Here is an 18,658-nt window from a genome sequence, read left to right as displayed (position 1 = left end):
TAATAATACTGTAACATTTCAAAAAAGCGGATATGCTATAATAGAAGCATAAAAAGGAGGTTACTATGCAATCCATTCACATGAAAAAAACTTTGGCAGTGGCATTGACAGCCGTTGTGCTGATGCCAAGTGCACTTCAAGCAAAAACCTTTAAAGACGTAACAAAGGATGGTCCTTACAGCTGGGCATACTCATATATAGACACACTTAGTGACCAAGGGATCATCAAAGGTTACGGCGATGATACGTTCAGACCGGATAATTCTGTGAGCGTGGAAGAAACGTTGGAGCTCATTAAAGAACTCAACAATCCGTCTGCGTCGGAATTGTCCGAGGCTCGCAGTAAGTACAGCAGCAACATCCGTGCAGCAGGCATTGCGTCATGGGCAGAAGATGCTGTGGCTTATGCACTCTCCAAAGGCGTGGTCACCACCGGTGAACTGTCTGAAATGGCAGACAAAAAATTCTTTGTGGAAAGCGAAGGCAAAATTCATCCGGATCGCAACTCGATTGCCGTCTATTTCGGACGGGGACTGGGTCTGGATGCCAACGGCGATCAGTCGCTCCTTCGTCACGATGACAAAGACCGCATTCCTGCCGGGACGCGAGGCTATCTGGCCAGCTTAGTCAAAGCAGGCATCTTTGCATCGACAGGATCCGACGGCAAGTTTGAAGGTACGCGTTATATTCGCCGCAGTGAAATGGCTAAGATCACCAAACTGTCCTATGACTATTTAGCTGATGAAGGTCAAACGGCGACAGTGGAAGGGACAGTCGTTCTCGCTACGAAAGCCAACGGTATCAACAGCATTATCATTGAGAAGAAAGACAAGACACAGCTGCAACTGAAAGTGGACAGCAAAACCGTCTACAAAGAAAATGGCAAGACGATTGCCTTTAGTGATATTAAAGCGGATCAGGACGTGAAGATCACCTATGTGACAAGCACCAACTCATCCCGCAGCAATGTCATCACCACTCTGGACGTGGTCAATTCCGCGCAAGACTATGCCGGATATATCACCTCCCGGACGACTGACGGTTTCAGTGCCAAGTACACTAAAGCCACGACGACCATGGATCTCACCGGGGCCACGACGATCGCAACAACCATGAGCAGTAACTTTAAAATGGCATCAGGGGCAAAACTCTACGTTCTCGGCGTAGAGACGCAACCGTCTCAATTGAACCTGGACGATATGATTCTCTTCAGTGCCGATGCTAAGGGCGCCGTCAAAACGGCGGTAGTTTTCCCGCGAAACGGTCGTGTTAACGGCGAAGTGGTCAGTATCTCACAAGCGGACACCAACGGTCGGGAAACCATTGTCTTAAAGCTGCAAGACGGTAAGAACTATACTTTCTATGGCAACACGTACAATAACTATAATCCGTTCTATGGCAATACGTCTCAATTTAACGGCGTGAGAGTGGGTCAAAAGGTCAGCTTCAGCACCAACTATAAACTCATCACCGGGACGGTGGACAACTTCCAAGGCGCCACATTGGCCGGACAAGTCGTCAACGTACAACGGAACGGCTACATGAACAGTTATGAAGTGACGGTGCGCAGCAACGGCATGGATACACGCTTCTATGTGGACAGCACCACCCGTTTTGAAATGGGCGGCTTGTTAAACAATCAGTACAATCCGCAAAATCTGTTGCATCGCTATGTCGTTGTCGAACGCAATGGCAACTATGCTACAGTCATTCGGGAATCCAACGGCAGCGATCAGTTTATCGTGCGAGCTAAAGTGCTCAACGTTCGGACCAATAATGGTGAAATATCCTTCCCTGGAACTACACCGAATGCTACCGGCTATATCTACAGCATGCAAATTTTAAGCTCCAACAACCCGCGCTTGAACGCTTACTCTCAGTTTGATCTTCAAGGCGATCTCTACACCACCTTTAGACAAGGTGAAGTGTTGGAAATCACCGGCGTGCTGGATTATCAAGGTAGAGTCACTCAAGTTATGAACGTGACCCGTACCAACTCGTATCAACCGAACGGATGGTATTCCTATTAATCGGCGACGAACGGTATCAAAAAACCGACCCATTGGGTCGGTTTTTTTAATAGAAACGTGGCTCGGGGATGTTTGATATGGCGTCGTTAGTCAAACACACCTTGGTCGTCCCAGGCTTGAAGTGTCGTCGCACTGTATCCCAGGGCGCTTAAGAGGTCGTAGGTGTCTTTGCCGGCAGGTTCGCCGATGTGATCATACCGGTTGTCAGTGCGTGAGAAGTGAATCGGACAGGCGACTTGTCTGATCGTGCGTCCGTTGTAGTCCAACGATGTCACCATGTCTCTTGCCTCGGTTTGAGGATTGAAGAGCGCTTCCTCCAAAGTCAGCACCGGTTCGACACAGCAGTCTTCATCCTTAAAGAGCGCTGTCCAGTAGCTGAGCGGTTCGCCCTTAAAGTGACGGCGAAGGGATGCTTTCAGCTCGGGATCTCGTGTGTACGGACCGGCTTCTTTTAAACCGGCTACAGGCACAAGCTCGCAAAAGCGATTGAAAAACTTCGGTTCAAGAGGGGCGACACTGAGGTACTCGCCGTCTGCCGTCTCGTAGAAGTCATAAAGGTTGGAACCGTTAAAGGGTTCGCCTTCTCGCCGAGGCTCGTCGCCGCCGGCAAGGTAGTTGACAGCACTCAACGTATTTAAAGGCAGCAGCGCATCGATCATGGCCACGTCCACGTGTTGACCCAGACCGCTGACATGGCGTTCGTTGACGGCGCTAAGAAGTCCGATGATACCGTGGAGGGCGCCGCCGGCGAGATCACCCACTTGAGTGTTCATCAGGGACGGACCTGAGGCTGTTCGTCCGCTGGCGTGCATGATGCCGCTTCGAGCGAGGAAGTTGATATCGTGGGCTGCACGGTTCTTAAGGGGGCCGGTCTGTCCGTAGGCGGTGATGGAGACGTAGATAAGACGAGGGTTTAGCGCTTTTAACGTCTCATAGCCAAGGCCCAGCCGCTCCATGACGCCGGGTCGAAATTGTTCGATGAGAATGTCATAGTCTTGTATCAGTCGTTTGACAATCGCCACGGCTTCCGGCGTTTTTAAATTCAGCGACAGCGCTTTTTTGTTCCGGCCCAGCCATGCGCCGGGAGCGGTCAAGGTATCGTCCAGAGCCTCGCCGGATTCAAAGACCAAATCGTACCGGGATTTGGAGCTGATCCGCACCACCTCGGCACCCATGTCCGCCAACATGACTGTGGCGAAGGGTCCGGGCAGGAGGGTGGTAAAGTCTAAAATTTTTAAATTGGATAAACTGTGATCCATAGGGCCTCCTTTTTTTGTAGCGTTAGCAAGTGTGGTTACAAAATACATACCCGAAATAAAAAGAACGCATGTTTCAAAAATGGTTTTTTTGTGGTATGCTAAGCACAGGTGAACACTATGGAACTCAATGAAAAATTGGAAATTTTAACCGATGCGGCAAAGTATGATGTGAGCTGTTCTTCCAGCGGCTCCTCGAGACGAAACAAAGGCGGACTGGGCAACGGCCACATCAGCGGTATCTGTCACAGTTGGAGTGAAGACGGCCGGTGCATTTCCCTTTTAAAAATTTTATATACCAATCACTGCATTTACGACTGCGAATATTGTATCAACCGTCGCAGTCACGACACGCCTCGGGCGGCCTTTACGCCTCGGGAAGTGGCGGAGCTTACGGTGAATTTTTATAAGCGCAATTATATTGAGGGTCTCTTTTTGAGCTCGGGGGTGCTGCGAAATCCCGACTACACCATGGAGCAGCTTATTGAAGTGGCACGCTTGCTAAGAGAAGAGTATCGCTTTAACGGCTACATTCACATGAAAGCCATTCCGGGATGCAGTGAAGCGCTGACCTATCGTCTCGGACATCTCATCGATCGCATGAGCGTCAATATTGAGCTCCCCACGCGGCGGAGTCTGGCCCTGCTTGCTCCGGACAAGAAGTACTCGGATATCTTGCGCCCCATGAGTCAGGTGAGCCGGGCGCTTGTGGCTACAGCTGATGCCAAAAAGACGTTAAAGCATACGCCGAAGTTTGTCCCGGCAGGTCAGACGACACAGATGATTATCGGCGCCGGCGGTGAAGATGACAGGGACATTCTAAACCGTGCCGAGTCGCTCTATAAAGACTATGCGCTAAAGAGAGTGTACTACTCCGCTTTTGTGCCGGTGGTGAAGAGTCCGTACACGGCAGGCATTGCCAAAGCCCCTCTTCTTCGAGAACACCGGATTTATCAAGGTGACTGGCTGCTGCGATTTTATGGATTCAGCGCGCAGGAGCTTTTAAATGAGAGGACACCGAATTTTAATTTGGCGCTGGATCCCAAGGCCAACTGGGCGGTGGAACATGTAGAAAACTTTCCTATTGAAGTGAATCGGGCGACATATGAGGAGCTCATGCGCGTGCCGGGGTTCGGCCGGACGTATGCCCGGCGGATTATTCAGGCGCGCAAGTTTGCGGCGCTGACATATGACGGGTTAGAAGCGCTTAAAATTTCCACGAAGCGGGCCAAGCATTTCATCACTGTGAACGGTGTCTATCGAGGAAGCCGTTTTACCAGTAAGGCGGAGCTTAAAACGATTATGGGGGCGCTGGATCCGATGGGCCGGGAACAGCTGAGCTTTTTTTGAAGTACCTCTACGACGGCACCTTTGAAGGCTTGCTCACGGTGGTCTTTGATGGGTATAAAGTGTTAGACGCCGTCCATATCGGCGTGGACGGCGGGCAGTTGGATTTCTTTGAGACCATCAAGGTGACGACGGATTTTGACAAGGCCAAAAGAGTGGCCCAAGGCGTGGAAGGACGCTTCGGCAAAGCAGTTCTCACCGACTTGCATAAAATTTTTCTCTCGAAGTTTGAGGACAAGGATGACACCATCGGGCAAGTCATCTATGGTCTCTACCACCACGGTCCGCAGTATCTTCAGTCCGCCGAGCACGGGGCGATACGGTACCGGGAGATAGTAAAGAACTATACAGCTGAAGCCCACAGCTATAAGGGACTTCTGCGCTTCATGGTCATACAGGACGGCGTACTTTATGCGCCTTTTGAGCCGGAGAATGACCTGCTCGTTTATGTAACACCTCACTTTATACGGCGTATGCCTAACGAGTCGTTTCTCATTCACGATGTTCGGCGTAGCAAGGCGGCGTGTTATGCCGAAGGACGGTGTGAGATTCTTCATGTGGCGGAGCTTGCCGTTGAGATCGGTGCGAGTGAACAGGCTTTTCAAAAGCTTTGGAAAAATTTTTACGATACGGTTGCCATTCCGGCGCGGTACAACCCCAACTTGATGCAGTCCAATATGCCTAAGCGCTATTGGCGCTACCTACCTGAGAAAAAAGGATGATATCATGATAAAACCTGGCACGTTTAAAGCATTGGAAGCAAAGCTGAACAACTACGCTGTAGCGGATTTGGAGCGCTACATGGAGGCCACGTATCCGGGCGCGGTGATGACGGCGGCCAAGTCGCTGGATTTGAAGGATTTTTTACAGACAGATTTTGTCAGGAGCAAAAATAACTGCTCACTGGTGGCGATGACACGTCTGATCAATTATCACGACAAGGAGGATGCCCATGACGACGATGCGGTGTATGCTCAGATCTATGCCATTGCGAGGAGCTATGGGTTTAGTGAAGACTATGGCACCATGCCCACGAAAATTGACAATATCCTTCGAGACTACTACGGGCACTATCGTGTGGCGGTGAGGTCTCAAGGCCACTATTTCGGCAACTTCTACAACCCGCTCAAGAGGGAGATTGATCTCAACCGACCGCTGATCATGTCCATCGCCTTCGGCAAGTATCGCAATCACACGGTCACTGTGAGCGGATACCGGATGTATCGTTGGCGCGGCTTGACGATAAAGGTGATTGAGATCTATGACGGCTGGCGCCGCATGCCGGCCTATATTGACTACAATGCCTTTGACCACAGTTTACTCTCTTCAGGGGTGTGCTCGTACAACACGCTGAGCTTCAAAGCTGAATAAATGGACAAAAGATTCTCATTTCGGGAATCTTTTTTGTATTCAGGGTCGGATTGTAAGCTATAATGGACAAGAGGTGATTTAAGTTGATCCAACAGTTTTTTGTGCTGACGGTCTGTCTGTTTATGGGACATATGGTGAATGTGGTGCTTAGCACGCCCATTCCCATGGTGGTGTGGGGCATGCTCTTTCTATTCAGTGCTCTGTACTTCAAAATTCTGCCTGTGGATGAGGTGGAGCAGGCTTCGTCAGGACTTTTAAAATACTTTGCCTTCTATTTTCTGCCGGCGGGAGTTGAAATTATGAATGAGTATCACACCATGGACGGCAAGGTGGTACACATTGTCGTGCTCCTCATTCTCTCCACCGTCATCACCTTGTCGGTGACGGCGCTGGTGGTCGACAGGGTGATAAGGAGGCTCTCATGAGACCCTTTATTGATACGGTGTATTTCGGCATTCTGCTCTCCTGCGGAGCGTATCTTCTGGGCCTTGGCATCGCCAAGCGTGTGCGTTCGCCACTGGTCAATCCGCTGCTTTTAGGCATTGCGTTTACTATCCTTGCCTTGGTGGTGTTGGATGTGGATTTCGATACCTATAACAACGGTGCCAAGTATATTTCCTTTCTCGTGGCGCCGGCGACAGTGAGTCTGATGGTGGAACTGTACAAAAATTTGTCTGTGCTGAAAAAAGATGTCGTGCCTATTTTGGTAGGCATTGTCGTGGGCTCCGTCACGGCCCTTGCCAGTACCGTGATACTTGCTAAAGCCTTTGGATTGAGTGAGCTTCTTACCACGTCCGTGCTGCCTCATTCCGTGACGACAGCTATCGCCATGCCGTTGTCGGAGCAGTATCAGGGCAACGGCACCCTAGCCGTCATTGCTGTGATGGTGACAGGGATTACCGGAGCTGTTCTCGGTCCGGTGCTGTTAAAGGCATTAAAAATCACCCATCCTGTAGCCAAAGGCGTAGCCATCGGCACAGCGTCTCACGCCGTGGGCACGTCAAAAGCTCAGGAGATGGGTGAAGTGGAAGGTGCAATGAGCGGACTGTCCATCGCCATTGCAGGATTGGTGACGGTGGTGGTGATGCCCCTCGTCATGATCGTAGTGCACTGGTTAGGATAAAAAGTTCAGCTGCACATGGTCCGGCTCGGTGAAGTTGCTTGCAGTAATACCGATGAGGCGAAGTTTCTCCCCGTGGTAGTGTTCGTCAAAGAGTGCCAAGCTCTTCTCAACAAGGTCCGAAACGGTATAGATGGGACTTAAGTAGGTCTTTGAGCGTGTTATCGTTTTAAAGGTGTGGTCTTTGAGCTTCAGAGTTAAAGTCTGAGGGACGAGATGTTTGCCGTTGAGATCCATGTCCAGTTCTTCGGCATAGCGTATCAGCTGTTGTCTAAGAAAAGCTCGGTCACGTGTGGGCATGAATGTGCGCTCCACACCTGTGGACTTCATAGCGCGAACCGGAGTCACCGGCCGAGGATCGACGCCGCGAATACGATGGTAAATGTCCCGGCCCATTTTACCGAAGAGGTGCTCTAAAAAGGGCAAATCCAAAGTCAGGAGCTCATCAATGGTGTTGATCCCAAGTTCCCGCAGACGATCTTGGGACTTGCCGCCGAGACCGTGGACCTTTTTAATGTCCAACGGCCGCAAGATATCCGGCACGTCCGCCGGAGTGATCACTTTGAGACCATGGGGTTTGTTCCAATCACTGGCGAGCTTTGCGAGAAATTTGTTGTAGCTTACACCGCAGCTCACACTGAGTCCCGTAGCATCATATACGGCCCTTTGAATGGCCGGCGCAACTGCTTCACCGTCACGGACCAAAAGATAGCACTCGTCAATGGAGACTTTTTCAACGGTGGGAGAAAAGCGGCGAAGAACTTGGAAAACTTCCTTGGATTTTTCCAGGTAGCGGCTTCGATGGCCGGGGACTACGGTGAGGTCGGGGCAGAGGTTTCGTGCCATAAAAAGGGGCATGGCGGAATGAAGTCCGAACTTGCGCGCCTCATAGTTTGCCGTGGTGATGATACCTCGCTCGGAGCGTCCTGCGACAACTACCGCCTTGCCTTTGAGGGTGGGGTCATCCAACTCTTCAACGGCGGCAAAAAAGGCGTCGATATCCATATGAATAATAGGTAACGTATCAGAATCCGAATGTATGTTCATGACAGTATTGTATCAGAAGCGGTTTGACTTCTCAACACGAAAGAAAAGGAGACACCATGACACGACTGGCATTATTTGACTTTGATAAAACATTGACTACGGAAGACACCATGGCCATCCTCTGGCGCTATTTCTTTCGCACGAAGCGGCGGCGTGACGTACTGTCCTGTGTGGGCGGTGTGGCACGCGGTGGCCTCTCGTATATTCACAAGGGCGACTTCAATGCCTTTAAAGGGGACATGGTGCAAATTCTGCGTCACTTCTCGGAAGGGGAACTGGAGGCCTTTGCGGACTACGTCTATGGGAATCATATGCTTCACGACGGCGTGGCGGCGTTAAAGGCTTTGGATGTGGAGTATAAAATGTTGGTCTCCGCATCGCCAATTAATTATTTAAAATATTTCGCCAAGTATCTGGACTTCGACGTGATTATCGGCACTGACCTCGACAGTTACTATCGCATTGAAGGGACGAACAACAAAGGTTATGAAAAAGTGCGGCGAATTCAGGCACATTTAAAATCCAAAGGCCTGACGATCGACTACGATAGGTCGATGGCCTTTTCCGATTCGTATAAGGCCGACCGCCCGATGTTGGAGCTGGTGGCGAATCGCTACCTTATCAATTCCAAAGTTCAAAAGCCGGGTTATGATCATCTTACCTGGCGCTGAAAGCAACCTCTTGACACGACGGTGTGAAGAGGTTTTAAAATGCAAAAAAAAAAGAACACCCTACGGTGTTCTCATGTGGTGCCCAGAACCGGAATCGAACCAGTGACACGAGGATTTTCAGTCCTCTGCTCTACCGACTGAGCTATCTGGGCAAGTGGGACAATACGTCCCTATTATTGAGCTCTTTCTACGAGACCTTCAGTTCTAAGGCATCTTGTGCAGACATAAGCGCGTTTGACAACGCCATCTTTGTTAACCTTAACACGACGAAGGTTAGGTGAGAAACTTCTATTTCCACGTTTGTGAGAGAAAGAAATAGTATTTCCAAAAGTCTTCGTTTTACCACAGTATTCACATTTCTTTGACATAGTGCCACCTCCTTCGATATCCTGTTCATATAACTCGTTTATTCTACCATACCCAAGGCGTAAAATGCAAATGTTATTTTACAAATTTACAAATTGTTTGTCAGACTCCCGGCAGAGTCTGATTTCAAGTGAGATAGGGGAGGTTTTTGTGGGTACACTTCTTACAAAGCCAAGGCTGTGGTATAATAAATCTATATGTAAATGACTTTAGGAGGTGCAATGTGGCACAAAGTATAACCAATGAACTGGGCAACGTCATCGTTGAGAACAGTGTCATCGCCAATATCGCCGGGATCTCCGCCATGGAATCCTACGGCATTGTGGGAATGGCATCCACCAACGCCGCTGACGGACTCTTAGAGATATTGCGTTTTGACAATCTGTCTAAAGGTATAAAAGTCAACACTGAAGAAGGACGACTCACCATTTCACTCCATGTGGTGCTGGAATATGGTGTGCGTATTTCCACAGTGGGAAATAATATAATGGATCGCGTGAAATTTAATGTAGAAAACTTAACAGGACTGACGGTAGATTTTATTGAAGTTTTAGTTGAGGGTATTCGAACGGAGTAAAGTAGGAGCGTACTATGGAAAAAATAAACCCGAACTTGTTCTATGAAGCCATTCATGGTGCTGTAAATTATTTGGTGCTGCACAAGGATGAAGTCAATGCACTGAATGTCTTTCCCGTACCGGATGGCGACACCGGAACCAATATGTCGCTCACTTCGAAATCGGCCCTAAAACAAGTGGAAGCAGTCGGCGAACGTACGGCGGAGTCGTTGTCCAAAGCCTGTGCAAAAGGCTCTCTGATGGGAGCTCGAGGCAACAGCGGCGTCATACTGTCTCAATTTTTGCGAGGGTTCTCTGAAGGCTGTGAAGGCCAAAGCGACCTCTCTGTGGCAGGCCTGGCCTTTGCTTTAAGAAAAGCCAGTGAGACCACATACAATGCGGTGATGAAACCCACGGAAGGCACGATCCTCACCGTAGGGCGGGAGCTCAGCGACTTCGCTGTCAAAAATCACAAGCAGTACACGGATATAGTAGTCTTTCTTGAAGCGATTTTAGCGGCGGCGAACGCCTCCCTCGCGAAGACTCCGGAAAAGCTTAAGGTGCTCAAAGAAGCCGGAGTGGTCGATGCAGGGGGCAAGGGTCTGTGTATCCTCATTGAAGGTGCGCTGCGTGCCCTGAAAGGGGAAGTCATCACCTCAGAAGACGATGAGATTTTAAAGAAGAAAGCTCAAAAAGAGGTCTCTTTCAGCGAAGCCAATGAGGACATCAAGTACGGCTACTGCACGGAGTTCATCATTCACACGGACTACGATGATTTGGAAGCTTTTAAAAAGAAACTCTCACCTTTGGGGGACTGCCTTCTGGTCGTAGGCGGTGGCGGCACGGAGCTCATCAAAGTTCATGTGCATACCAACGAACCCGGCGTTGCACTGCAGCACGCCTTGGAACTCGGACCGCTTCAAGACATTAAGATTGATAATATGCGTTTTCAGCATGCTGAGACGTTGTTTTCTGATGAGCAGGTGGAAGCGGCGAGAGAAGAAGAGACCCATTTGCCGACCAGCCCCCATGAGAACTATGCCCTAATTGCAGTATCCATGGGCAGCGGCATTACGGACATGTTTCAGTCCATCGGCGTCGAGCGGGTAGTTGAAGGCGGACAGACCATGAATCCGTCCACTGAAGATTTCCTCAAGGCTATAGACAGTGTCAGAGCGCATCAGGTTATTTTGTTGCCGAACAACTCCAACATCATTTTGGCGGCGGAACAGGCGGCGAAGATCAGTGCTAAAGATGTCATCGTCATCCCGTCTAAGACGGTGCCGCAAGGTATCAGCGCTATTTTAGGGTTTGATGATGGCGCTGATATTGAGACGAATCGACAAACCATGACCTCTCAGATGGCGGATGTGGTTTCCGCCCAAGTGACTTATGCGGTGCGGGATACGACGATGAACGGCAAGGTTATCGAAAAAGATGACATTATCGGTTTAAGCGGGAAGGAAATTGTAGCGAGCGGCAAGGATATTGATACCGTGACACGAGATTTGATTCGTGATCTTGTCACGGAGGAACACTCCATCATCACGCTTTTTGCGGGCGACGATGTGACTGAGGAGGACAGTGAAGCTCTTCGAGACGCTGTCGCCGAGGAATTCGACGAGCTGGATGTGGAACTGATTCAAGGTAAGCAACCAATTTATTACTATCTTATTGCTGTTGAATAAAGAGGCTAAAGTAGAGAGGAAGCTCTCTACTTTTTTAGAATGAAGGAAAGGCGGTGGGCGATGAACCGAACCGATGCCCTCACCACATTAAAGGGTGTGGGACCTAAAAAGGCACAGAAGCTCAGTGCACTGGGTCTTAGCACGGTGGAAGACTTGCTTTACCATGTCCCCACCGGGTATGAGGACACGCAAAATTTTAAAACCGTAAGCACTGCCGAAGTTGGAGAAAAGGCCACGTTATCTGTCATTATTGACGGCATTACACGGGACAGCTATATCAAAGGCAAACATGTGCTGAGCTTTGAAGCGCATGACAGCACCGGCACGTGCAGCATTACTTTTTTCAATGCGCCGTTTATGAAGAAGTCCGTTCACATCAAAGGACGCTACGACATCTACGGCAAGATTAACCGTTTTAAGCACCAAATTCAAATCGCGTCGCCGAAGATGGAGCGTGCCGGGGCGGGCAAAGTCATTGGGACTTTGGTGCCTAAGTACAGTCTTACCCACGGCCTTTCCAATACCGAGCTTGCGAAACTCATCGCCCCACTCCTCGGGACACGTCTCTTTGACGATCCCATTCCTAAGGGACTTCGCGACAAGTACGGGCTCAAGGAGAAAAACGAGGCGCTTGCCGTTCTGCATCATCCCGACAATCCCACGGAACTCATGGCAGCCACACAGCGCATGGCCTATGAAGAACTGCTGTTATTACAGTTAAAGACCGGGTTTAATCGGGATAAAGTCCGGGTTATGAAGCCGATGCGAGTCGATGAACGGGTGGATGACTTTATCGCGTCTCTCAGTTTTGAGCTCACTGAGGGACAGCAGGAGGCTGTTGAGGAGATCAAAAAAGACCTCGCCTCCGGGAAAAAGATGAATCGCCTGCTTCAAGGGGATGTAGGCAGCGGCAAGACGATTGTCGCCATTATCACCATGGTCATTGCCGCCATCAACGGCTATCAGTCCACCATTATGGCGCCTACGGAAATCTTGGCAAAACAACATTTGGAAAGCTTTCGCAGTGTTCTTGAACCTTTCGGCATGAAGGTGGAACTGCTCGTAGGAAGCACGTCGGCGAAAAACCGCAGGCGGATTCTCTCGGATATTGAAATGGGAGCGGTGGATGTACTCATCGGCACCCATGCGCTTTTAGAAGAACGGGTGCAGTTTTACAACTTGGGCCTCACTGTCACGGACGAACAACATCGTTTCGGAGTGCGTCAACGGCAAAGTCTTATGACCAAGACGCCGTCACACACCTTGGTTATGAGTGCGACGCCTATTCCCCGGACGCTTGCTTTAGTGCTCTATGCGGATCTTGATATCTCGTTAATTAAGACTATGCCTAAAGGCCGCATCCCCATCACCACTACAGCCATCAGCGCCGGTATGATTCCCAAGGCTTTGGATTTTATCGAAGGCGAACTGAATCAGGGGCGCCAAGCGTACATTGTCTGTCCCCTCATTGAAGAAGGGGTACTCAACTTAAACGATGCCACTACGGTCTATGACACTCTGAAGGAACGGTTTCAGCACCATCGTGTGGCGCTGCTTCACGGTAAGATGAATCCTCAGGAGAAGTCCGAGATCATGGCGCAGTTTGCCGGAGGCGACGTGGACGTGATGGTCGCCACCACGGTCATTGAAGTGGGGGTGAACGTCCCCAATGCCACGGTGATGATGGTCTATAATGCGGAACGTTTCGGCTTGGCACAGCTCCACCAGCTTCGGGGCCGTGTGGGACGCGGGGCTAAAAAGAGCTATTGTATTCTTTACAATGCCGGTACGTCGGACATTTCATGGGAGAGGATGAAAGTGATCACCGGCTCGACGGACGGATTTTATGTGGCGGAAGAGGATTTAAAGCTTCGCGGCGCCGGAGAACTGTTCGGCACACGGCAGTCCGGGGTAATGAGTCTTCGTTTTGCCGATGTGCTGCGAGATGTGAAGATACTTAAAATTGCAGCCGAAGATGCCAAGGCTATTTTGAAGACAGATCCCGACTTGGAACAAGCGGATCACCAACTCCTCAAAACCGCACTAATGGACGTATTCAAGAAAGATGAAGGCTTAAATTAGAATTGTACACCATTTGCCATTGTGGTAAAATAGCAGTACTTGGAGGGAAAATGAGAGTTATTGCAGGACAGAAACGGGGACTGAAGTTGGATTCGCCTCAAGGTGTGAGCACACGTCCTACGGAGGATCGCGTTAAAGAAAATGTCTTTAACATTTTGGGACAGCAGTTTTTTGATGCCAAGGTGTTGGATCTTTTTGCAGGTACCGGTCAAATCGGCATTGAATTTCTCTCACGAGGTGCAGCGGCTGCGACGTTTGTGGAAAAAGATCCGGCGGCAGTGAAAGTGCTTCGGCACAATCTCACAAAGTCCGGCTTTGACGGCACCGTGGTGGCGGCAGATGTTGTGGAGAGCCTGAAGCGAGTTAAGGGTACCTTTGATTATATCTACATGGATCCGCCCTATCAAGACCATGATCTCTATGTGAACGTGGCTGAGGCCATTTGTCAAGGTGAGATGCTGGACGGGATATTGATTGTGGAAAATCCCTCGGATCACGTCCACGATCTTGGCGACTACTTTACCTTAGTCAAAGAAAAAAAGTACGGTTCCACCACCGTCAGTTTTTGGAGCAATCAATGAAAGTTATCTATGCCGGGAGTTTTGATCCGGTGACCAACGGACATCTGGATATTATTCACCGGGCAAGAAATATATTTGGGGAAGTCATTGTTGCCGTGTTGAAGAACACACGCAAGACCTCACTGTTCTCCGTGGAAGAGCGCCTGGAGTTTTTAAAGACACTCTTAGGGGAAGAAGAAGGCATTGAAGTGGATGCTTTTGAAGGCCTTTTGGTGGATTATGCACGGGAAAAAGACTGCAGCACCATTGTTCGGGGCCTTCGCAGCGCCGATGATTACTTAAGTGAATACTCTCTCGCCATGGCCAATATGCACTATAAAGACGGCGTGGAGACTGTGTTTTTGCTCGCAAGCAATGAGCATTTGTTTGTCAGCTCAACCCTTGCAAAAGAAGTGGCCACGTTTGATGGCGACTTATCCCTTTTTGTGCCCGATATTGTGGGACAAGCCATGAAGAAAAAACTAGGAGGCAAGCTATGAATTTAATGGAACTCGTTGAAGAACTGGAAGATCTTGTGGAAACATCCAGCCAAATCCCGCTGACGGGCAAGGTGATGTTTGATCGTGAAGAATTTTTGGAAGTCATTCATGAAATGCGTTTGCAAATTCCTCGCGAAGTGCAGGAAGCAAAACAAATTTCAAGCAGCAAAGATTCCATCTTAGAATCTGCACAATCTGAAGCCAACAGCATCATTGCCGGTGCGAAAGCCCATGCGGAAGAAATTATTCGAGAAGATGAGCTGGTATTGCAAGCCAATGCTCGCGCTGAAGAAATTTTGGAACGAGCCAACGAAGAATCCAGAGCTATTCGCGAAGGCGCAAGAGACTATGCGGATGAATTGTTGGAAAACACTCAGGTGAATTTATCTGAAATCATTAAAATGCTCAACGATAACCGTCAACAGTTACGCGGTTAAGAGCCGGCACCGTAAGGTGCTTTTTTTATAGGAGGTTTTATGCTCGAACAAGACACAGCTAAAAAATATAGCGAGTTTAAAGTGAAAGAGTTGGGTATCAAACTGGCCCGCCTGGGACGGATTGTCGAACATCTTGAGATACCGGTCCTCATAGTTTTGGAAGGGTGGGAGTCCAGCGGACGGGGCGAAATTATCTACAACATCGTCCGAGAGCTCAACCCCAAGTTCTACGACGTGAAAGTCTTTGAACCGCTCAGTGAAAAAGAAAAAGCCTATCCTGAGATGACACCGTATTGGAATGCCATTCCTGAAAAGTCGCACATTCGTCTTTTCGATCGCTCCTACTACTACGAACTGTTCAATCACAAAGAGGCGTCGGCAGCCTACGACCTCTTAAAACAGGGTATTGAAAACTATGAAAAGGCCCTCTATGATGACTACACCGTCGTGGTGAAATTTTTTGTCAATGTGACAGAAAAGACGCAACGGGAGAACATGGAAGCACTCATTGACGACGGCTATGAACAAGTTTATGTGGAGAAGTTGGATCGTGAACAGAACAAGCACTACGAGGCCTATGCCAAACGCTTTGAGCACGGACTGGAAGCTACGAACTACAGCTTTGCGCCGTGGCATATTCTGGACGGAGCGGATGTGAAAGAAGCCTCCAAAGAAGCCTTGGGGATTTTAATCGATCAGCTACAAATCGGCATCGAGCGGATGCTTCGCCGACGGGAAGGCGGTATGCGTCTGGTTCGCCATTACCAAGGGGACAGACATCCGCTTGCCGAACTGGATCTCACCAAAACTTTGAGTGAAGACGATTATGATGCCCAGTTAAAAGATCTGCAAAAAGACGCGGCGGATTTACAGCTCAAGCTTTTTATGGCCAAAGTGCCTACGGTGTTAGTCTTTGAAGGGGTAGATGCGGCAGGCAAGGATGGCAGTATTGAGCGGCTTATCAAACGGATGGATCCTCGTATGGTCAAAGTCCACGCTATCAGTGCGCCCAGTGCCGAAGAGAACAGGTACCACTACCTGTGGCGATTCTACAAGCGTCTGCCGGAAGACGGGAAGATGAGCGTGTTCTCCAGATCCTGGTACGGTCGGGTGATGGTGGAACGGGTGGAAGGCTTCGCCGAAAAAAATGAATGGGAACGGGCCTATAAAGAGCTGCCGCAGTTTGAAAAAGAACTCTATGACCATGGCGCTTTGGTGCTGAAATACTTTGTCATGATTGACAAGGACACACAGCTCACACGGTTTGAGGACCGGGAAGACGATCCGGACAAACAATATAAAATCACAGAAGAAGATTGGCGCAATCGGAACAAATGGGACGACTACATTGAAGCCATGGACGAGATGCTGGAGCGCACTCATCGGGACTATGCGCCGTGGATTCTTGTGGAGGGCAACGACAAGAACTATGCCCGCATCAAAGTATTAAAGACGTTTATTCAACAGGCCAAAGCTCATTTGAAAGCCCGGGAAGGCAAAGACAAGTAACCGACGTAGCGTTGAAGACACAATTTTATTTGTGGCATCTATCAAAAAAAAACAGGATATCGCTCGCCAAAAACGCTGGCAGGATGTATGATGCTATCAGAGTGAACACTTAACACGGCGCTGTAGATCTGTGCGCTCACGCAAGGTGCGCCATAGCGTTGTGGCAGATACAAGTGATGAAGGTTGTCAGTGAGTTGCTGCACGGGTGGGTTTTTCCAAAGAACGCGACGGGTCGAGGACATAGCAGCTTGGTCACGAGATGTTATTATGAGACTTATGGGGCACCGGCGTGACGGCCGCTCGTTGTAATAAGGAGGGTAACTATGTACCTTCGAAGAAAGATTCTTATCATCCATGTCCTGTTTTTTATCTTTTGCCTGTATGTCCTGGTGCGATACCACGATTTGGAGACCTTTCCTCAGTGGCAGCAGCTGACTCGGGAACGCGTGGTGTATCTGATGAATGAGGGGGACCGTTGGGTCCACGAGGCCATCACTTTGAGAAGCAAGCTTGTTTATATCACCATGAATTTTCTTAACGTGTTTCTCTTGTGTTATGAAGATCAAGTATTCAAAAAAGCCAAGGCCTTTACGAAAAGCAAGCGGCTTTGGATCGTCATCGGTATTTGGATTGTTGCAATCGGTGCCATCGTAGGTATCAGCAGATTGAATGTCTATATGGTGTACATGGATATGGTGCCTGCCCTTGCCTTTGCCCTCACCACATTTATCTTTTTTAACAGCCCTGAAGTCAATACATTCAGGTCATAAAAAAATCGCCCCATCGGGGCGATTTTTTGTGCTATTTTATCGTGATCACCACATCCTCAGAGACGATCAGGCGAAGAATATCTCTTACAGCGTCCTCGGCTGTAGCGTTCGCTTCGACTAAAAGACCTTTTTTCACGGCATCTTTTTCCACTTGGGATTTTTGGTCTTTTGCAAAGCCGGCATAGTCTTCAATTTTGATGGGATTGAAGACGGAGGCATCCTCATTAAAAATCTTAAGCGAGGCTTCGTCGATGTCATGGGAGAGAATGACGGCTTTCGGTAAGCTCACCTCCACGGCGCCGTCCCGTGTGGTGACAGTCGCTTGAGACAAATCGACACCGGCGTGAATGATGCCTTCATAGGCGACGATGAACTGTTTTTTCGTAAAGGGCACGTTATAGCCATAGAAGGTATTCTGATTGGTAAAGGAACCCATATTGGTGTAGTGGTACTTGGTGGTGGTGAGTTCCCTGGCGGCGAGGAGTTCGTTTTTCAAGAGGGTGGCGGTGATGGTCGGTTCGGATTCGGCCGCACCCTGCGCTTTGCCGTAAAAGAACGCGGCAAAGGCAATGAGCAGTGCGACGATGAGAATGAGACATAGTCGTTTAATGGGTTTCATAGTGCTCCTTTCAAGGGTCGATGAAAGAAAGAAAGCCACCTTCAGGTGACTTACGCTTCCAGTGTGGTCTGGGTGAGTTTTTCGATGATGCGAACGACTTTTGACGGGGTGGAGAGGGTATACTGTCCGGGTTTAAAACTGTTGGTGACGCCGAGCTGTTCGCACTGTGCCACAAAGGCGTAGGCGGCACTGATGACGCCCATCTCTTCTAAGCGAGCCGCCACCGATGCGGCGTTGTCTCCTTCTTTGACCTCAAAGTCGTACTCCCGATAGGTGGAGCCGGTTAAAGTGAGCAGGGTATCTAAGGCCTTGGAAGACTTGGGAATGTCGTAGGTACCGCTGATAAAGCGATTGAACAGTCCCATGTCATTGACCATGGCTTTAAATACGTCGCTGTTTTCAATGAGACCTTTGTCTTTCAGTTGATCGGCAATGGCCTGCACGTCCATCGCTTCGGAGATATTGATCGTCACTTGTTCTTCCTCAGGCACGGTATCAAATTGAACGGCATCTTCCGCGTCGCCGCTGATGAGATAGCGAATATCGTTTCCGGTTTTCTTAATGCCGTCGACGATACCGAAGTGGATATTCTCTTGGGAAATACTTTCATAGTACACTGCATCCACCTTCCATTTTATGATGAAGATGAGCAGCAGCAGAATGACAATAATGGCGAGCCATTTAAGGATTCGCGCAATGCCGTCAGTAAGTGTTGTAAAAAAGCGCAAG

Annotated in this window: 20 protein-coding genes and 1 tRNA gene; 15 read left to right on the top strand and 6 right to left on the bottom strand. The window is 49.3% G+C overall.

Annotation, left to right across the window (positions count from 1 at the left end; genetic code table 11):
- Positions 1 to 65: 65 nt before the first annotated feature.
- Positions 66 to 2,030: an S-layer homology domain-containing protein gene (locus O6R05_RS06235; RefSeq protein WP_271191124.1), complete on the top strand. Its 1,965-nt coding sequence runs from the start codon at positions 66 to 68 to the stop codon at positions 2,028 to 2,030.
- 86 nt (positions 2,031 to 2,116) lie between these two features.
- Here the strand turns inward: O6R05_RS06235 and O6R05_RS06230 are convergent, their stop codons facing one another.
- Positions 2,117 to 3,289 (bottom strand): CaiB/BaiF CoA transferase family protein, encoded by a 1,173-nt coding sequence (locus O6R05_RS06230; RefSeq protein WP_271191123.1) that lies wholly within the window; start codon positions 3,287 to 3,289, stop codon positions 2,117 to 2,119.
- Between the two features lie 117 nt (positions 3,290 to 3,406).
- Here O6R05_RS06230 and O6R05_RS06225 point away from each other — a divergent pair, with 117 nt between their 5' ends.
- The 5 genes from O6R05_RS06225 (at position 3,407) to O6R05_RS06205 (ending at position 7,127) form a co-directional block, all read left to right on the top strand.
- Positions 3,407 to 4,636 carry a putative DNA modification/repair radical SAM protein gene (locus tag O6R05_RS06225; protein ID WP_271191122.1) on the top strand — a complete coding sequence of 410 codons (1,230 nt, stop codon included), beginning with the start codon at positions 3,407 to 3,409 and terminating at the stop codon, positions 4,634 to 4,636.
- The gene (locus O6R05_RS06220) at positions 4,633 to 5,355 is read left to right on the top strand and encodes a TIGR03915 family putative DNA repair protein (protein WP_271191121.1); all 723 of its coding nucleotides are present in this window, start codon (positions 4,633 to 4,635) and stop codon (positions 5,353 to 5,355) included. The genes O6R05_RS06225 and O6R05_RS06220 overlap by 4 nt, the downstream gene beginning before the upstream one ends.
- A gap of 4 nt (positions 5,356 to 5,359) precedes the next feature.
- A complete protein-coding gene (locus O6R05_RS06215) occupies positions 5,360 to 6,004 on the top strand; it encodes a C39 family peptidase (protein ID WP_271191120.1) in 645 nt (214 codons plus the stop codon).
- 83 nt (positions 6,005 to 6,087) lie between these two features.
- On the top strand, positions 6,088 to 6,429 hold the full coding sequence (locus O6R05_RS06210; protein WP_271191119.1) for a CidA/LrgA family protein: 342 nt from the start codon (positions 6,088 to 6,090) through the stop codon (positions 6,427 to 6,429).
- Positions 6,426 to 7,127: an LrgB family protein gene (locus O6R05_RS06205; protein WP_271191118.1), complete on the top strand. Its 702-nt coding sequence runs from the start codon at positions 6,426 to 6,428 to the stop codon at positions 7,125 to 7,127. Before O6R05_RS06210 ends, O6R05_RS06205 begins: the two co-directional genes overlap by 4 nt.
- Here the strand turns inward: O6R05_RS06205 and O6R05_RS06200 are convergent.
- On the bottom strand, positions 7,119 to 8,171 hold the full coding sequence (locus tag O6R05_RS06200; RefSeq protein WP_271191117.1) for a DNA polymerase IV: 1,053 nt from the start codon (positions 8,169 to 8,171) through the stop codon (positions 7,119 to 7,121). The genes O6R05_RS06205 and O6R05_RS06200 overlap by 9 nt on opposite strands.
- Before the next feature lie 56 nt (positions 8,172 to 8,227).
- On the opposite strand from O6R05_RS06200, the gene O6R05_RS06195 reads away from it, so the two are divergent.
- Entirely contained in the window at positions 8,228 to 8,842 is a 615-nt protein-coding gene (locus O6R05_RS06195) for an HAD family hydrolase (protein ID WP_271191116.1), read from the top strand.
- Between the two features lie 76 nt (positions 8,843 to 8,918).
- Here the strand turns inward: O6R05_RS06195 and O6R05_RS06190 are convergent.
- Positions 8,919 to 8,994, bottom strand: a tRNA-Phe gene (locus O6R05_RS06190).
- A 21-nt stretch (positions 8,995 to 9,015) separates the two neighbouring features.
- Positions 9,016 to 9,210 carry a 50S ribosomal protein L28 gene (gene rpmB, locus O6R05_RS06185; RefSeq protein WP_271191115.1) on the bottom strand — a complete coding sequence of 65 codons (195 nt, stop codon included), beginning with the start codon at positions 9,208 to 9,210 and terminating at the stop codon, positions 9,016 to 9,018.
- Positions 9,211 to 9,431: 221 nt separating this feature from the next.
- Here rpmB and O6R05_RS06180 point away from each other — a divergent pair, with 221 nt between their 5' ends.
- The 8 genes from O6R05_RS06180 to O6R05_RS06145 all read left to right on the top strand — a co-directional run bounded on the left by O6R05_RS06180 (position 9,432) and on the right by O6R05_RS06145 (position 17,310).
- Positions 9,432 to 9,785 (top strand): Asp23/Gls24 family envelope stress response protein, encoded by a 354-nt coding sequence (locus O6R05_RS06180; RefSeq protein WP_271191114.1) that lies wholly within the window; start codon positions 9,432 to 9,434, stop codon positions 9,783 to 9,785.
- A gap of 14 nt (positions 9,786 to 9,799) precedes the next feature.
- A complete protein-coding gene (locus O6R05_RS06175; RefSeq protein ID WP_271191113.1) occupies positions 9,800 to 11,452 on the top strand; it encodes a DAK2 domain-containing protein in 1,653 nt (550 codons plus the stop codon).
- 60 nt (positions 11,453 to 11,512) lie between these two features.
- On the top strand, positions 11,513 to 13,534 hold the full coding sequence (gene recG / locus O6R05_RS06170) for an ATP-dependent DNA helicase RecG (protein ID WP_271191112.1): 2,022 nt from the start codon (positions 11,513 to 11,515) through the stop codon (positions 13,532 to 13,534).
- Between the two features lie 50 nt (positions 13,535 to 13,584).
- Positions 13,585 to 14,115, top strand: a complete 531-nt coding sequence (gene rsmD / locus O6R05_RS06165; RefSeq protein ID WP_271191111.1) for a 16S rRNA (guanine(966)-N(2))-methyltransferase RsmD — start codon at positions 13,585 to 13,587, stop codon at positions 14,113 to 14,115.
- Positions 14,112 to 14,594 (top strand): pantetheine-phosphate adenylyltransferase, encoded by a 483-nt coding sequence (gene coaD, locus O6R05_RS06160; RefSeq protein ID WP_271191110.1) that lies wholly within the window; start codon positions 14,112 to 14,114, stop codon positions 14,592 to 14,594. The genes rsmD and coaD overlap by 4 nt, the downstream gene beginning before the upstream one ends.
- Positions 14,591 to 15,031 carry an ATP synthase subunit B family protein gene (locus O6R05_RS06155; protein WP_271191109.1) on the top strand — a complete coding sequence of 147 codons (441 nt, stop codon included), beginning with the start codon at positions 14,591 to 14,593 and terminating at the stop codon, positions 15,029 to 15,031. Before coaD ends, O6R05_RS06155 begins: the two co-directional genes overlap by 4 nt.
- Before the next feature lie 39 nt (positions 15,032 to 15,070).
- Positions 15,071 to 16,540, top strand: coding sequence for a hypothetical protein (locus tag O6R05_RS06150; protein WP_271191108.1), 1,470 nt, complete (start codon positions 15,071 to 15,073; stop codon positions 16,538 to 16,540).
- A gap of 323 nt (positions 16,541 to 16,863) precedes the next feature.
- Positions 16,864 to 17,310: a hypothetical protein gene (locus O6R05_RS06145; RefSeq protein WP_271191107.1), complete on the top strand. Its 447-nt coding sequence runs from the start codon at positions 16,864 to 16,866 to the stop codon at positions 17,308 to 17,310.
- A 31-nt stretch (positions 17,311 to 17,341) separates the two neighbouring features.
- Here O6R05_RS06145 and O6R05_RS06140 read toward each other — a convergent pair whose 3' ends face one another.
- Together O6R05_RS06140 and O6R05_RS06135 are read right to left on the bottom strand one after the other, a co-directional pair.
- Complete coding sequence (locus O6R05_RS06140) at positions 17,342 to 17,929, bottom strand: DUF4230 domain-containing protein (protein ID WP_271191106.1); 588 nt, start codon at positions 17,927 to 17,929, stop codon at positions 17,342 to 17,344.
- 50 nt (positions 17,930 to 17,979) lie between these two features.
- The gene (locus O6R05_RS06135; RefSeq protein WP_271191105.1) at positions 17,980 to 18,657 is read right to left on the bottom strand and encodes an MltG/YceG/YrrL family protein; all 678 of its coding nucleotides are present in this window, start codon (positions 18,655 to 18,657) and stop codon (positions 17,980 to 17,982) included.
- Position 18,658: the final 1 nt, after the last annotated feature.

It is taken from the genome of Peptoniphilus equinus (assembly GCF_027921445.1).
Classification (GTDB): Bacteria; Bacillota; Clostridia; order Tissierellales; family Peptoniphilaceae; genus Peptoniphilus; species Peptoniphilus equinus.
Note: the sequence above shows the minus strand (reverse complement) of the source record. Positions and strands in the feature narration are given on the sequence as shown.